The organism is Tianweitania aestuarii, from assembly GCF_018457165.1.
Taxonomy (GTDB): Bacteria; Pseudomonadota; Alphaproteobacteria; order Rhizobiales; family Rhizobiaceae; genus Tianweitania; species Tianweitania aestuarii.
Window position 1 is genome coordinate 1108621 of the sequence record NZ_JAFMNX010000001.1, and the last position, 14592, is coordinate 1123212.

14 protein-coding genes are annotated in these 14592 nt (G+C 62.2%); 3 read left to right on the plus strand and 11 right to left on the minus strand.

Translation table 11 applies throughout. From position 1 onward, the window contains the following. Positions 1 to 90: 90 nt before the first annotated feature. The 4 genes from JYU29_RS05365 to JYU29_RS05380 all read right to left on the minus strand — a co-directional run bounded on the left by JYU29_RS05365 (position 91) and on the right by JYU29_RS05380 (position 4702). The gene (locus JYU29_RS05365) at positions 91 to 1341 is read right to left on the minus strand and encodes an O-antigen ligase family protein (protein WP_213984286.1); all 1251 of its coding nucleotides are present in this window, start codon (positions 1339 to 1341) and stop codon (positions 91 to 93) included. Continuing rightward, on the minus strand, positions 1337 to 2875 hold the full coding sequence (locus JYU29_RS05370; protein ID WP_213983675.1) for an undecaprenyl-phosphate glucose phosphotransferase: 1539 nt from the start codon (positions 2873 to 2875) through the stop codon (positions 1337 to 1339). The genes JYU29_RS05365 and JYU29_RS05370 overlap by 5 nt, the downstream gene beginning before the upstream one ends. Positions 2876 to 2984: 109 nt before the next feature. Beyond that, positions 2985 to 4121: a glycosyltransferase family 4 protein gene (locus tag JYU29_RS05375; RefSeq protein ID WP_213983676.1), complete on the minus strand. Its 1137-nt coding sequence runs from the start codon at positions 4119 to 4121 to the stop codon at positions 2985 to 2987. Between the two features lie 20 nt (positions 4122 to 4141). Beyond that, entirely contained in the window at positions 4142 to 4702 is a 561-nt protein-coding gene (locus tag JYU29_RS05380) for a polysaccharide biosynthesis/export family protein (protein ID WP_213983677.1), read from the minus strand. Positions 4703 to 4885: 183 nt separating this feature from the next. Here JYU29_RS05380 and JYU29_RS05385 point away from each other — a divergent pair, with 183 nt between their 5' ends. Beyond that, positions 4886 to 6964 carry a GumC family protein gene (locus tag JYU29_RS05385; RefSeq protein ID WP_213983678.1) on the plus strand — a complete coding sequence of 693 codons (2079 nt, stop codon included), beginning with the start codon at positions 4886 to 4888 and terminating at the stop codon, positions 6962 to 6964. On the opposite strand, the gene JYU29_RS05390 is transcribed toward JYU29_RS05385, so the two are convergent. After that, the gene (locus tag JYU29_RS05390; protein ID WP_213983679.1) at positions 6961 to 8181 is read right to left on the minus strand and encodes a GNAT family N-acetyltransferase; all 1221 of its coding nucleotides are present in this window, start codon (positions 8179 to 8181) and stop codon (positions 6961 to 6963) included. The genes JYU29_RS05385 and JYU29_RS05390 overlap by 4 nt on opposite strands. A gap of 69 nt (positions 8182 to 8250) precedes the next feature. Here JYU29_RS05390 and JYU29_RS05395 point away from each other — a divergent pair, with 69 nt between their 5' ends. Then, on the plus strand, positions 8251 to 9309 hold the full coding sequence (locus JYU29_RS05395; RefSeq protein WP_213983680.1) for a polysaccharide deacetylase family protein: 1059 nt from the start codon (positions 8251 to 8253) through the stop codon (positions 9307 to 9309). 54 nt (positions 9310 to 9363) lie between these two features. Here the strand turns inward: JYU29_RS05395 and JYU29_RS05400 are convergent, their stop codons facing one another. Continuing rightward, positions 9364 to 9576 carry a DUF2842 domain-containing protein gene (locus tag JYU29_RS05400; RefSeq protein ID WP_213983681.1) on the minus strand — a complete coding sequence of 71 codons (213 nt, stop codon included), beginning with the start codon at positions 9574 to 9576 and terminating at the stop codon, positions 9364 to 9366. A gap of 129 nt (positions 9577 to 9705) precedes the next feature. Here JYU29_RS05400 and JYU29_RS05405 point away from each other — a divergent pair, with 129 nt between their 5' ends. Continuing rightward, positions 9706 to 10812 carry a COX15/CtaA family protein gene (locus tag JYU29_RS05405; RefSeq protein WP_213983682.1) on the plus strand — a complete coding sequence of 369 codons (1107 nt, stop codon included), beginning with the start codon at positions 9706 to 9708 and terminating at the stop codon, positions 10810 to 10812. A gap of 3 nt (positions 10813 to 10815) precedes the next feature. Here JYU29_RS05405 and argC read toward each other — a convergent pair whose 3' ends face one another. The 5 genes from argC to JYU29_RS05430 all read right to left on the minus strand — a co-directional run bounded on the left by argC (position 10816) and on the right by JYU29_RS05430 (position 14500). Further along, positions 10816 to 11754 carry an N-acetyl-gamma-glutamyl-phosphate reductase gene (gene argC, locus JYU29_RS05410; protein WP_213983683.1) on the minus strand — a complete coding sequence of 313 codons (939 nt, stop codon included), beginning with the start codon at positions 11752 to 11754 and terminating at the stop codon, positions 10816 to 10818. A gap of 88 nt (positions 11755 to 11842) precedes the next feature. Further along, entirely contained in the window at positions 11843 to 12793 is a 951-nt protein-coding gene (gene speB, locus JYU29_RS05415; RefSeq protein WP_213983684.1) for an agmatinase, read from the minus strand. Between the two features lie 119 nt (positions 12794 to 12912). Continuing rightward, positions 12913 to 13398 carry a 30S ribosomal protein S9 gene (gene rpsI, locus JYU29_RS05420; protein ID WP_213983685.1) on the minus strand — a complete coding sequence of 162 codons (486 nt, stop codon included), beginning with the start codon at positions 13396 to 13398 and terminating at the stop codon, positions 12913 to 12915. After that, entirely contained in the window at positions 13398 to 13862 is a 465-nt protein-coding gene (rplM, locus tag JYU29_RS05425; RefSeq protein ID WP_213983686.1) for a 50S ribosomal protein L13, read from the minus strand. Before rplM ends, rpsI begins: the two co-directional genes overlap by 1 nt. A 212-nt stretch (positions 13863 to 14074) precedes the next feature. Beyond that, on the minus strand, positions 14075 to 14500 hold the full coding sequence (locus JYU29_RS05430; RefSeq protein WP_431192825.1) for a PaaI family thioesterase: 426 nt from the start codon (positions 14498 to 14500) through the stop codon (positions 14075 to 14077). Positions 14501 to 14592 lie beyond the last annotated feature (92 nt).

A 14592-nucleotide genomic window follows, 5' to 3' on the forward strand; every position in this document is an offset into this window, starting at 1 on the left:
TCGTAATGCGAGCGGGACGAGCGGGTTGCGACACGCCTTTTCAACAACACGTCATCGCGCAGGTGCGCAGCGATCTGAGCCGGCGGCAGGTCAGTCTTGTTGGCGGCGCTGCAAACGGGCTTGATGACCGTAGCGGGCTTCCAAGGCGATGCAGCCCCAGACCATTCCGAGCAGCAGATAGAAATGCCGCCAGTGATCGGTGTCGATCACGCTGCCGAGCGCAATGTGTCCAAGAAGGGTCGCATAAGCGCAAAGCAGATAGGGCTGCCACGGACGATCGCGGAACAGGATGCGAAAGCCGGCCGCGATGGTCCACAGGATCAGCGTGAGATAAGACACGAAGCCGAGCCAGCCGTAATCCATCAGCGCCTTCAGCCAGATATTGTGCGTGTCTTCACCGAAGATCGTACCGAACACGAGCGGGCCGATGCCCAGCGGGTGCTCCAACGCCATCGCAAAGCCATAGCCGTAGCGCGCGAAGCGGCCTAGGCGCGCGCCGTCATAGCTCTGCACCAGCTGCGCACGCGTTGAAAAAAGGTCGGCGACCCCCGGCAGTTGCAGGGCGATCAGAATGGCGAGGCTGACGAACACGATTGCGCCCAGGCTCATGACGGCGACGCGCAAACGGAACCGGCCGCTGGAACTTTGCAGAAAAAGCGCTGCAACCAGCACGATGGCGGCAGCACCGAACAGGCCCCATGCGCCACGGGAAAAGGACAGGAAGATACCGGTCACCAGGATCAGCAGCGGTGCGCTCCAGATCACGGCGTTCCTCAGGCTGCCGGTTAATATGCGATGCAGCATGTAGATGCCGGGAAAAACGAGAAACGGACCGAACACGTTCGGGTCCTGAAAGGCACCCGCTGCGCGATCGTATTTCGTGAACATCTCGGCGCCGGGCAGAAGGTGGAAGTAACCGACAATGCCCAGGAACGAAGTCACGACGGCCGCCAACACCCAGGCCAGAGCCATGGAGCGGAAGAGTTCAGGCTTGGATTCCGTGACGGAGGCATAGAAGATCGCGGTGAAGGCGAGGAACATGGAGACGGCGAGGTAAAGCGGCGTTTGCTTGAGATCCGCCATTTGCGTCATCGAGATCATGCCGCCGATGTTGAAGGTGATCAGCAGGATCACGAGCGGCAGGATGGCGCGCGAGATGCGCAGGCCGAACAAGGCCCAGACGCCGATCAGCCCCGCCATGTAGAGCTCGTAGGGTGCCGGTTCCTCGATCACGAAGCCGGACAAAAGCACGCCGAGGCTGACCGCCGCCGTGGTGATCAGGGCGATTAGCTTGGCGTTGACGGCGGCGCGCGGCAGCGCCGGATGAACGAGGGCGCTAATATGCGTTCTCCGAGCGCAAAAGGCGGATCGGGGTCAGGAACAGGATCTTGAGGTCGAACCAGATCGACCAGTTTTCGATGTAATCGAGGTCGTATTCCGTGCGCATGCGGATCTTGTCGGAGGAATCGATCTCGCCACGCCAGCCGCTGATCTGCGCCCAGCCGGTGACGCCGGGTTTCACACGGTGGCGCGCGAAGTAGCCGTCGACGACTTCATAAAAGAGCGTGTCATGCGACTGCGCCGACACGGCATGGGGGCGGGGGCCGACCAGCGACAGGCTGCCGAACAAGGCATTGAAGAACTGCGGCAGCTCGTCGATCGAGGTCTTGCGGATGAAGCGGCCGACGCGAGTGACGCGCGGATCGTTCTTGGTGACGGCCTGCTTGGCGGTCGGATCGCATTGCTCGCTGAACATCGAGCGGAACTTGAGGACCTCGATCTCCTCGTTGTTGAAGCCGTGCCGCTTCTGCCGGAACAGGATCGGACCCTTGCTGTCCAGCTTGATCGCAATGGCTGTGGCGATCATCACCGGCGAGAACAGGATGATCCCGAACAGGCTGAACACGATGTCGAAGATGCGCTTGGCGACCGAGTCCCAATCGTTGATCGGCTTGTCGAAGATGTCGAGCATCGGCACCTGGCCGATGAAGGAATAAGAGCGCGGCCGGAAATGCAGGTTGTGCGTGTGCGCCGACAGGCGAATGTCGACCGGCAAGATCCAGAGCTTCTTGAGAAGCGTCAGCACGCGCGATTCCGCCGTCAACGGCAGCGACACGATCAGCATGTCGATATGGGCGATGCGCGCGAATTCCAGCAGCTCGTTGATGTTGCCGAGCTTCGGGTAACCCGCAACGATCGCGGGCGAGCGGCGGTCATCACGATCGTCGAAGATGCCGCAGATTCGGATGTCGTTATAGGGCTGTGCTTCGATGGAGCGGATCAGCATTTCGGCCGCCTGACCACCGCCGACGATCACCGCACGACGCTCGATGACGCCGTTGCGCACCCAGCGCTTCACGAAGATCGACACGATGACGCGCACGAGAAGGATCGCGGTGAAGCCGCCCAGGAACCATGAGCCGAACCAGACGCGCGAAAAGTCTTCAGACCATTTCAGCAGAAAGCCCATCGTCGCCAGCGCGCCGAGCGCCGCCATCCAGGCAAGGCCCAGACGGGCGAGGTTCTGCAGCGGTCGGCTGAGGATACGAAACTGGTAGGCTTCCGCGACGTTCAGGAACGCCACCGCAAGCAGCGAGCCGCTGGCGATCACGGCGGGATATTCCCAGGCCAGCCACGGTCCCTGGCCGACATAAACGACGCGGATCAGAAGGCCGACCGCGCATAGGAGCACGAATTCGGCGATGCGCAGCAGGCCGCTCACCATGTTCGATGACATGCCGTCGCCGCGATATTGCTGCGCGATCTGGCGCGCCATATCGTTCAATTCTCGACGCGGCGCGGTCGCGAGTTCGCCGTCGCGGAAGCTGCGAACAGCTTCCAACGTATAGCGAAGCGCCGGATCGTTTTCAGTCATGCAGAACTGGCCCCGCGGACGCCCTGTCTTAGAGCTCCGTTCTTCCGGGCATATATGATGACGAAGCGGCTAATAAAGACTTGCAGCTGCCTGCGACTTTGTCGCGGCCTTAGCGCGCGAGTGCGTCGAAATAAGCTTTTTCGATCTCACGGGCCATCACATCGGCACCGAACCGCGTTTGCAGCGCCTCAGGCGAGGGCATCGCATTGTGCAGACCCTGGGGATCATCAATCGCTTCCACCATGCGCTCGGCCAGCGCATCAGCCGAACCGGGCCTGATCAGGGCAGGCGAGGACGGGCCAAGGATTTCGGGAATCCCGCCGACCTTGGTGGCGATCATCGGCATGCCGGCGGCGAGCGCTTCGAGCACGATGTAAGGCATGGCTTCGGCGCGCGAGGGCACGACGATCACGCGACCAAGCGCAAAAGCCTGCCGCGCCGGCATCGCTGGATGAAAGGTGATCCGGTCAGCCAATCCTAAGCCGGCTGCCTGAGCCTTGTAGTGGGGCAGGTCGTCGCCATCCCCGACCATCACCGCTTTCAGCGGTCGGGACAGGGCGTTTTCCGCTTTCGCCAGAGCGTCGATGAAGATGTCGGGACCTTTCAGGTCGCGCATCATGCCGATGTAAAGGAAGTCGGCGGCGTCCGTGTTGGGCGATACCGGCTCGAATTCTTCCGCGCGCAGACCATTGTAAACGAGGCGGTACGGCGCTTTGGGCTGGCCGACCTTGCTCACGAAGGCCCGCATTTCATGTTCAGACACGAACAACAGCTGGTCGGTTGTAAACCGCTCCATCAGCCGTTCGATCGCAAACACGGTGCGGCCGAACATCGTCTGCTCGTCATAATGCAGGCTTCCGCCATGCGGTGAATAAAGGCGGGCTACGCGAGACCTTGAAACCCGCAGAAGTGAGCCGAACATGCGGGCATAAACGCCACCCTTGGCGCCATGCCCGTGCAGAACGTCCGGCTGCAATTGCTTGATGATCTTGTAGGTGCGCCAGGCCGCGGCGATGTCGCCAAGGCCGATGTTGCGCTGGATCGGCGTGCGGTGGATGCCAAGCGCCAGCTGTGGTTCGATTTCAGCGAACAAGCGCGCTTCATGCGCTCCGCCCGTGGTGGAGTCGCAGACGATGCCGACCTGATGCCCCGCCGCAACCTGTGCCTGCGTGAGATCGCGCACATGCCGGAAGATGCCGCCCACCGGCGACCGGAAGCAATGCAGGATGCGCAGCTGTTGAGCCAAGATCTTCGCAGCCGCCGCGATCAGAACAGGCGTTCGCGCACGTAAACCGTATCGCCGGGCAACAGCGGGTCGGAGGTGATGACGCGACCGGTCATGATCTCGCCGTTGATGCTGCGCGTCACGTCGACATTGATCTGGTTGGCGCGCGGCGAGAAGCCGCCGGCCAGCGCGATCGCCTTTTGCACCGTCAGGCCCGGCACATAGGAATACTGCCCGGCAGCGCCCACTTCACCCATCACGAAGATCGGGCGATAGCGCTCGACCTGGACGGAAATGTCGGGATCGCGCAGATAACCATTGCGCAGCTTGATCGCGAGATCACGCTCGATCTGCTGCACGGTCTTTCCGCGCGCCGCCACGGCACCCACCAGCGGGAAGGAGATGTAGCCGGATTGATCCACGGCATAGGTGTTGGTCAGCCCGTCCTGCTCGAACACCGTGACGCGCAGACTGTCGCCGGCGTCGAGGATATAAGGCTTGTCGAGCGCCGCGTGGAAGGCAGCCGGGGTCGGGCGGTATCCGGAACAGCCGGCCGTCAGCAGCGAAAGCGCAAGAACGGAAGCAATGGCTTTGGTGATCATGTCCGGCCGCGCCTGAGGATAGGTGTCTAAGATGCTGCGTTATCGCCGTGTTAGGGTTAATGGCGGGTAAAGGTGCAACTGCAGCGCGCGAACCGAGGTCCTACTCCTACCCCGCAGCGCACCATTAACCCCACGGTTACCATGCTTGTTTAGATTCTCCCCATTGTGGTGGAGTGTAGGCGCATGCCGGTTGTCTCGAACCAAGCAAATGACATCGATGTCGACCTGGGCCGGCTATTTGCCAGCCTGGCCGCGCATTGGCTGCGCATTTTGCTTGTCGCCGTGTGCATCACCGGTTTGGCCTTTCTGCTGGCATGGTCGGCGACGCCACTTTATCGGGCGGAAACCCGCATCCTGATCGAGACGCGCGAATCGCCTGTCACGCGTGCCGACGCATCGGGCGGTTCCGACGGGCCGATCCTTGATGCCGAAGGCGTGGCAAGCCAGGTTCAGGTGATTTCCTCCACCGACATCCTCAAGAAAGTTGCAGCCGATCTCGATCTCGCAAGCCGTTCCGAGTTCGACCCGTCCGCTGACATGTCGCTGCCCAAGCGCATCCTGGTTTCCACAGGCCTGATGCGCGATCCGAAGGAAGTGCCTTCGGAGGAGCGGGTGGTTTCTGCCATGCGCGACAAGCTCAAGGTCTATGCCGTCGAAGGCTCGCGCGTCATCGCGGTGGAATTCTCCTCGTCCGATCCGCAGCTGGCCGCGACCGTTCCCAACAGAATTGCCGAGGCCTATCTCAGCGTCCAGCAGATTGCCAAGCAGCAGTCCAACACGAATGCGACGCAGTGGCTGCAGCCCGAGATCGCCAATCTGTCAGAGCGGGTGAAGGAAGCCGAAAGCAAGGTTGCCGCCTTCAGGGCGCAGTCGGACCTGCCAATCGGCCAGAACAATTCGGTGCTGGCGACCCAGCAGTTGTCCGAACTGTCCAGCGAACTATCGCGTGTGCGCGCCAACCGCTCGGCAGCAGAAGCGAATGCGGAAAGCCTGCGCGCTACCATCCAGGCAGGGGCTTCGCTCGATTCCGCGCCGGAAGTGTTGTCCTCGCCGCTGATCCAGCGTTTGCGCGAGCGCGAGGTCGAGCTGAAGGCGCAGATTGCGGATCTCTCGGTTACGCTGCTTGGCAACCATCCGCGCCTGCGCGCCTTGAACTCGCAGCTCAATGATCTGGAAGGCCAGATCCGTACCGAAGCCCGCAAGGTTCTTGCCGGTCTCGAAACGGAAGCGCGGACCGCCGCGGCGCGTGAAGCCAGCCTGCAGCGCGATCTCGATGCGTTGAAGGAAGTCTCTGCGCGCGCCGACGACCAGCAGATCGAGCTTCGCTCCTTGGAGCGCGAGGCGGCAGCGCAGCGCGATCTCCTTGAATCCTACATGGCCCGCTATCGCGAAGCCCTGTCGCGCGGCGAGGGTAACTATCTGCCGGCTGATGCCCGCATCTTCCAGCGCGCCATGCCGCCGGTCGAGCCTTATTTCCCGAAGATCCTGCCGATCACGATCGCGGCCTTCGTCGCATCCCTGCTGATCATGGCCGTCATCACCCTTCTGCAGGAGCTGTTCAGCGGCCGCGCCATGCGTCGCGCCGGACAAGGCTTCTATGACGTGGATGAACTCGCGATGCCGGCAGCAGCAGCGGTCGAGGCGCCGGTCGTTGTGGAAGAGCGCAACGGTGCGCTGACGGTTCAGCGGGCGGCGGCAGCGCTGATTGCGGATCATGCCAAGCGCGCGATCTTCGTTTCGCCCGAAGGCGACGAAGCCGCTGCGGCTTCCGTCATGGTTGCCCGCGAGATCGCCGACGCCGGCCAGCGTGTTCTTCTGCTCGACCTGACGGCATCAGGCGTCGCGTCCCAGCCCATGCTGGATAATCAGCAGCGCCCCGGCATCACCAACCTCCTGGCTGCGGAAGCGCAATTTACGGATGTGATTCACGCCGACTTCTATTCGGATTGCCATGTGATTCCGGTTGGAACGGCCGATCCGGAAACGGCCATGCGCGCAGCCGATCGCCTGCCGATCATCATGCGCTCGCTCGCCAGCGCCTATGATCTGGTTGTCGTGGAATGTGGTCCGACCGATCCGGAAGGCATCGAGCGCTTGATGGGCGACGATACCAAGCTGGCGCTTGCGATGATCGATCCGGCCGATGACGCCGTGACCGTCAGTGCCGAAGCGTTCGCAGGCGCCGGCTACGACGACATGATGCTGGTGTCGCCGGTTGGAGCAGCGGCCGGTCGCAACGGAATGCAGCGTTCGGCGGCTTAATCGTCGGCGCTGTCGGCGGGTGAGGGGCTTTTCGCTTGCGCATTGGCGGCACCACGCCGGAGCCGCTTCAGCACTGTCATCAGGCGGGCATTGGCTTTGATGCGCCGCTTCGCACTCACCACAGCTTGCAAGGCGAGTGCATAGGCGCGGCCCCTAAGGGTCAGCGGTGCGATCGTGTCGAACTGCTCCGTTTCGATATCGCACCAGCCGCGCTTATAGGCTTCATCCCCGACGCTGAAATCGTAGGTCTTGAAGCCCTGACGCGCCGCATCCTCTATGTTGAGATAAAACAGGAAATCACCCGGGCTGGCATGGGACAGGTCGTCTTCCGCGATGCTGCCGAACTCGCAGATGATGCGCTCGCCCACAACCGAAGCGCCGGTCACCGCGCGGATCGTACCAGCCACTTCAAGGCCATGCAGCAGGAAGGCCGGCTTTTCGGCTGATTGGGCGCGGCTGAATAGGGCGCTCAGAAACGGCTGCATGTCGGCAAAGACATTGTGGATGCCGAGTTTTTCGAAGCGCTCGGCTTTCTGCTGTAGGAAGGCCGCGACGAGTCGCTCGACCTCGGCATCCGACTGCGCTTCAATGCGACGGAAGCCGCCGGCCGCTTCGAGTTTGCGCGTTTGCGATCGGTGCTTCTTCAGGCGGCGCTTGCGGCCGATCCGGTCGAGGATGGCGTCGAAGCCGCAACCGAGATGCAGCGCCAGGCCGATATTGGCGCTGAGAACGCTGGCGAGCTGTGCGAACGGGTTGGAAACACCGTCGATCGATGCGGTCTGCCGTTCGATCAGGACGAGGTCGAGGTCAGGCCGCAGCCGGTGCACATCTGCCAGCACGCGCTTCATGACCTGCGGCGTGAGATTGTGGCCACGTTCAGGCGCTATTGCTGGAAAGTTGCCGTTGGCGTGATTGCCGCCGATCGCCCGTGCGATGCGACAGCCACGCTGCCGCACGACTTCCAGCGGCATCATCAGCACGGTCTGGCCGGATAGGTTGAGGCTCAGAAACAGGATCTCGGTGGAGCGGGTGAACGCCCAGCTTTCCACCCAATCGGGATGCTGTGCGGCGCCACAGGTCACCTCACTTGCAAAATCCCGGTATTGCTGCAGCATCGCGTCTGAAGCTGCATCCACGTTTACGACTGCGGTCGCCTGCCTGGCGTCTGCTGCAGGGTTGTTCGGGATAGCTCGTTTCGAAACGGTTGCGTCAACCATGCTTAAATTCTTGGTCTCTAAAGAACGGGCAAGAAGTTGCCGATCAAGGTGGCACGCAAAGGTAAAGGGATGATCGACGGCGTAGAAACGCTGCGAAAACTGACGCTGGCCACGATGCGGATGACCGGCCTCGCGGCCTTGGCACGTCCGTTCCTCGGTGGCATCGGCGTGATCCTGATGCTGCATCGCGTGACCGCAGCGCCCGCCAAGCCGCTCGATCTCAACGGGCATCTCGCGGTGCGGCCCGACTTCCTTGATGCGGTTCTGACCGACATGCGCCGCCAGGGCTACCGCTTCGTTTCGATGGACGAGGCCGTTCGGCTGGTGAAGGAACCGGACGGCGGTGCTCCTTTCGCAACCATCACCCTCGATGACGGCTACCGCGACAATCTCCTTGAAGCGCTGCCGATCTTCGAAAAGCACCAGACGCCGTTCACCATCTACATCGCGCCCGGACTGATCGGCGGCGACGTCAATCTCTGGTGGGAGGTGATCGAGGACGTGGTCACGGTCAAGGACAAGGTGCTGCTCGCCACCGAAGGCGGTGCGGTGACCTGGGGTGCTCGCACAAGGCCGGAAAAGGCGAAGACCTTCCACCGTTTGATGGGACACCTGTCCGGCGGCATCAGCGAAAGCGAGCAGCATGATGTCGTTACGACGTTGGGACGCTTACCCTACTTCGACCTGCTCGAGCGCTCGCGCTCACTGCTGATGTGCTGGGACGAGATCCGCAGCATCGAGGCGCATCCGCTGGGCACGATCGGTGCCCATACCGTCAATCACTACGCGCTGCGCCGTCTCGACGAAGCCACCGCGCGCACCGAGATCGCCGAAGCCGCCTGCATGCTGGAGCGCGAACTCGGCGTGCGCCCGCGCCACATGGCCTATCCCTACGGCTTTGCGCGCGCAGTGGGGGAGCGTGAGGCGCGGTTGGCGGATGAAACCGGCTTCGTGTCGGCCGTGACCACGCGCCATGGTTTGATCCATGCCGAACATGCGCGCCATCTGCATGCTTTGCCGCGTCTTTCGCTCAACGGCCGCTATCAGTCGATCAGCCATGTGCGCACGATGCTGTCGGGCCTCACCGTCGCCATGGCCAATCGCGGCCGCCGCGTCGTGACGATGTGAGCGAGAGCAAGTACGGTAAGACTGCGAAGTGGTTTTGCGTCTTAACAACGCGCTCTAGCGCCGCTTGGGCTCCGTCACCATCCACTTGATGATCGCCATGGCCGGCAGGATCCACAGAAGGCCCGTGAAGAAGAAGTAGGCGAGGTGAACCCAGGGGCTGGATTCGCCGAGATGCCCGACGGCAAACAAAGTCGCGGCCATCGCATAAACGCAGACCAGGATGATCAGCAGCACGGTGCCGATCAGTTTCTTCAGACGAACGGGCATCCGGTGATCTCCTCGCCAGCCCGTCTAGAACCGGCTCTCGCCGAACGCAACCGATGGTGTTCAGCGCGACGGCTTGTCGCTGGATGCGGAGGCTTGCCTGCCACGCCGGAATGGCGCACGACATCCGCCATGAGCACCGCCGCCACGCCCTTCAGCCTCGACCTCACGTCAGCCAGCGAACACGCTCGCCTTCATCGTAATCGACAGCTCGTTCGCACCTGGCTTTATGTCGTCGTCCTCTTCCTCGTTGCCATCTTCGTTGTCGGCGGGGGAACGAGACTGACCGGTTCTGGGCTTTCGATCACCGAATGGAAGCCGATCCACGGCGTGATTCCCCCAATCGGCGTCGCGGAATGGGGGGAAGAGTTCGCTAAATATCGCGAAATCCCGCAATATCAGGAAATCAATCGGGGCATGAGCCTCGACGAGTTCAAGGGCATCTTCTGGTGGGAATGGGCTCATCGCCTTCTGGCGCGCAGCGTCGGGCTGGTGATGGCTGTGCCGCTGATTTTCTTCTGGGCCACCGGTCGGCTTGAACCGCGCTTGAAGCCGAGGCTCCTAGGCATTCTTGCTTTGGGCGGCGTGCAGGGCGCTGTCGGCTGGTGGATGGTGGCGTCCGGCCTGTCGGAACTGACCAGCGTCAGCCAATATCGTTTGGCGACCCACCTGACGCTCGCCTGCATCATCTTCGTGGCGACGATTGTGACGGCCCGAAGCCTCGCGCCGCACAGCGCACCTGCGGCCAATCGTGATGTGCAGCGCTTTGCCGGCTGGATGGTGGTTGCCGTTCTGGCGCAGGTCTATCTCGGCGCCCTGGTGGCGGGTCTGCATGCCGGGCTGAGCTATAATACCTGGCCGTTGATGGATGGCAGCATCGTCCCGCAGGGGCTCTTCGTGATGGAGCCGGGTATCGTCAATCTGTTCGAGAACCCGAAGACGGTGCAGTTCGTGCATCGCCTCGGCGCTTACACGGTGCTGGTGCTGGCGATTATTCATGCCTTCCAGACCGCGCGGCTCGCGCCTGGCTCAACGCATGCCCGCCGCGCCATTCTGCTGGTGATTCTGCTGCTCGGCCAGGCAGCGCTTGGCATCACGGCGCTGCTGCTGGTGGTGCCATTCTCTTGGGCGATCCTGCATCATGCCGGAGCGATCCTGGTGCTGGGCTTTACGGCCGCGCATTGGCGCGGCACGAAGGGCGCAATGCCGTTGCCGACCGCGAGCGCGGTCCGGCACTGAAGCTCAGGCTGATTTGCCGAGCATGAGGTCCATGTTCTGCACGGCCGCACCGGAAGCGCCTTTGCCGAGATTGTCGAGCACCGCCACGAGATTGGCCTGACCGCCACCTTCCGAACCGAACACGAACAGCTTCATGCGGTTGGTGTCGTTCAGCTCGGTCGGATCGATGCGGGGCAGGGCGATGCCGGTCTCGTAAGGTACCACCTCCACCACGCCAGCGCCGGCATAATGCTTTTCCAGAGCTGCATGCAGATCGGCGAGGCTCGGATTGCCGTTCAGGTCGCCGAGGAACAGCGGCACCTGCACGAGCATCCCTTGCGCGAAGCGTCCGACGCTTGGCGAGAAGATAGGCTTGCGCGTCAGCAGCCCATGCGTTTGCATCTCCGGCACATGCTTATGCGCCAGCGTCAGCCCGTAAAGGAAGTAAGGTGCGGTGATGGCATCCGGCGCGTCCGGGTTTTCCATCTGCGCAATCATCTGCTTGCCCCCGCCGGTATAGCCGGACACGGCGTTGACCGAGACCGGATAATCCGCAGGCAGAATGCCGGCTTCCACGAGCGGCCGGATCAGGCCGATGGCGCCGGTCGGATAGCAGCCGGGATTGGCGACCAGTCGTGCCTGCGCGATCGTCTCTGCCTGACCTTTTGTCAGCTCGGCAAAGCCATAGGCCCAGTCGGGTGCCGTGCGGAAGGCGGTCGAGGTGTCGATCACGCGGGTGGTGCTGTCGTCGCCGAGCAGGGCAACCGCTTCCTTTGAAGCGGCATCCGGCAGGCAGAGGATGGCGACGTCCGACGCCTTCAGGAACTCGGCGCGCGCTTCCGGGTCCTTGCGACGTTCAACCGGGATGGACAGGATTTCGAGATCGTCACGGCCGGCAAGACGCGTGCGGATCTGCAGACCGGTCGTGCCGTGTTCGCCATCGATGAAGATCTTCGGTTTCATGCGGTTATTCCCGTGCCGTCAGGCTAATCAATGCGTTAGGTGAGCTTGGTGAATCAGAATGCGAGCGCGTTGAATCAGATTGCGAGGTTCAGCCGCGCGCCTTTCGTTCAGCTGCGAGGCCGACATAATGCTGCGCGACTGTGGATGCGGCAATCGCTGTGAGATCCGCGTGGTCATATGGCGGCGAGACTTCCACCACATCGGCACCAACGATGTCGAGCGAGCCCAAGCGGCGCAGAACCGACAGGATCTTGGCTGAGGACGGCCCGCCGGCCACCGGCGTGCCCGTGCCCGGAGCGAAGGCCGGATCGAGGCAGTCGATGTCGAAGGTGATGTAGGTTTTCTTGCCTGCCGTGCGTTTAGCGATGGCATCCACGATTTCGCTGGCGCGCATCTCCTCCAGCTGCTCTCCGTAGAGGATCTGAATACCGAAATCATCCGGCGCATGGGTGCGGATACCGACCTGGATGGAGGTCGCGGGATCGATCACGCCATCGCGCACGGCGCGGCACACGAACGAGCCGTGGTCGATGCGCTTGCCGTCATCCGGCCAGGTGTCCTGATGCGCGTCGAACTGAACAAGCGACAGCGGTCCGTATTTGGCGGCATGCGCCTTCAGGATCGGCCAGGTCACGAAATGATCGCCGCCGAGCGACAGAAGAAACGCGCCGTTCTTGATCAGCTTGGTTGCTTCGCGCTCGATGATCGCCGGCGTTTTGGCATGATAGCCGTTGTCGAACAGGCAATCGCCGTAGTCGATGACGTTGAGGTCGTCGAAGAACTGGCGGTGAAACGGGTATTGCGGATCGTTGTCGAAGATCGCCGATGCGCGGCGGATCGCCTGCGGGCCGAAGCGTGCGCCGGGACGATTGGTGACCGCGGCGTCGAAGGGAATGCCCCAGACCACGACGTCGGCGCCGTTGATGTTCTTGGTATAGCGGCGGCGCATGAAGGACAGCGCGCCGGCATAGGTCGGATCGCCCGACGGGCCGAGATTGCTGCGGGCGGTGAATGCGTTGTCGATCGACTTGGGCGGCATCCCAGATCCTTCTGGTGTCTTGGCAGGCAACGTTTTCTAGTTGGCACCTTTCGGTGTCGAGGCAACAAAAAAGCGGACCCGAAGGCCCGCTTTTCCGAAGATCCAATGTGGAAGCGGTTTTAGCGCTTCGAGAACTGGAACGAACGACGGGCCTTGGCCTTGCCGTACTTCTTGCGCTCGACGACGCGGCTGTCGCGGGTCAGGAAGCCGCCCTTCTTGAGGACGCCACGCAGTTCCGGCTCGTAATAGGTCAGGGCCTTGGAGATGCCGTGACGAACGGCACCAGCCTGGCCCGACAGACCACCACCGGCAACGGTTGCGATCACGTCGTACTGACCGGCGCGAGCAGCGGCAACGATTGGCTGCTGCAGGATCATCTGCAGAACCGGACGCGCGAAGTAACCCGCGAATTCCTTGTCGTTGACGATGATCTTGCCCGAACCCGGCTTGACCCAAACGCGAGCGATCGCGTTCTTGCGCTTGCCGGTTGCATAGGCGCGGCCGTGCTTGTCCAGCTTCTGGACGTGAACCGGCGCAGCTGCCTGCTCGCTCGTCTGCGCGCCAGTGGCAGCGCCGAGTTCTGCGAGGGAGTTGAGTTCAGCCATTATGCGACCCTCTTGTTCTTGGAGTTCAGAGCGCCGACGTCCAGCGTCTCCGGCTGCTGTGCCTCATGGCCGTGCTCGGTGCCGGCATAAACGCGCAGGTTCTTCATCTGGCGACGGCCGAGCGGGCCGCGCGGGATCATGCGTTCAATAGCCTTCTCGACAACGCGCTCCGGAAAGCGGCCTTCGAGCAGCTGGCGCGCGGTGCGCTCCTTGATGCCGCCTGGGTGACCGGTGTGCCAGTAGTACATCTTGTCGGTGTACTTCTTGCCGGTGAACACGACCTTGTCGGCATTGATGATGATGACGTTGTCGCCATCGTCCACATGCGGGGTGAACGTGGCTTTGTGCTTGCCGCGCAGGCGGTTCGCGACGAGGGTGGCGAGGCGGCCGACGACGAGCCCTTCGGCGTCGATCAGGACCCACTTCTTCACCACCTCCGCAGGCTTCTGCGAAAAGGTTGCCATAGTGTTTTTCCTTAGAACCTTCCTTGTGGAAGGCGTTTCTTGTTGCTTGCGTTCATCGAAGACGGATCTGCGATGAACATAAAAACAACGGCCCCAAACGAGGACCGCTGATGGCACTTCTCTAAACGACGCCTGGCGCAGCGTCAAGGTTACCGAGATGGTGCGAAAAAGGGCTTTTCTCGCGCAAAAACAATGGCATAGGTATTGCGGTATTATTTTACCGCACGCTTTGGCGGGAGCGCGTAGGTGCCTGTCGCATGGGCGATCACGGCTTCGTTCTCGCCGGCCACCAGTTCGATGTCAAACATCGCCAGGCTCTTGCCTAGCTTGAGCAGGCGGGTGCGCCCTTCAACGATGCCGGGGCCTGCCTTTCGCATGAAGGTGATGTTCAGGTTGGTCGTGACCGCCAGCGCCTCGCGGCCGACATGCGCGAGAACGCAGGCATAGCCGCCGATATCGGCAAGCGTGAACAGGCATGGACCCGAAACCGTGTTGCCTGGGCGCAAGTGCCGCTCAGTGGCATTCAGGCGCACGGCACAGGTGCCGGGCGCCACGGAAACGACCTCGTAGTCGCGGTTGGTGCCGTTCAGGTGCGGATAAACGTCGGCGATAAAGGCGTTGATTTCATCGGGTGTCATCACCGGTTGCAACGGGGTAGCTGGCAAGATCGTCCTCCTCAATCTTTGCACCGGCCAGATGAACCATGACTGGCACATCGCCTTCAAGCCGG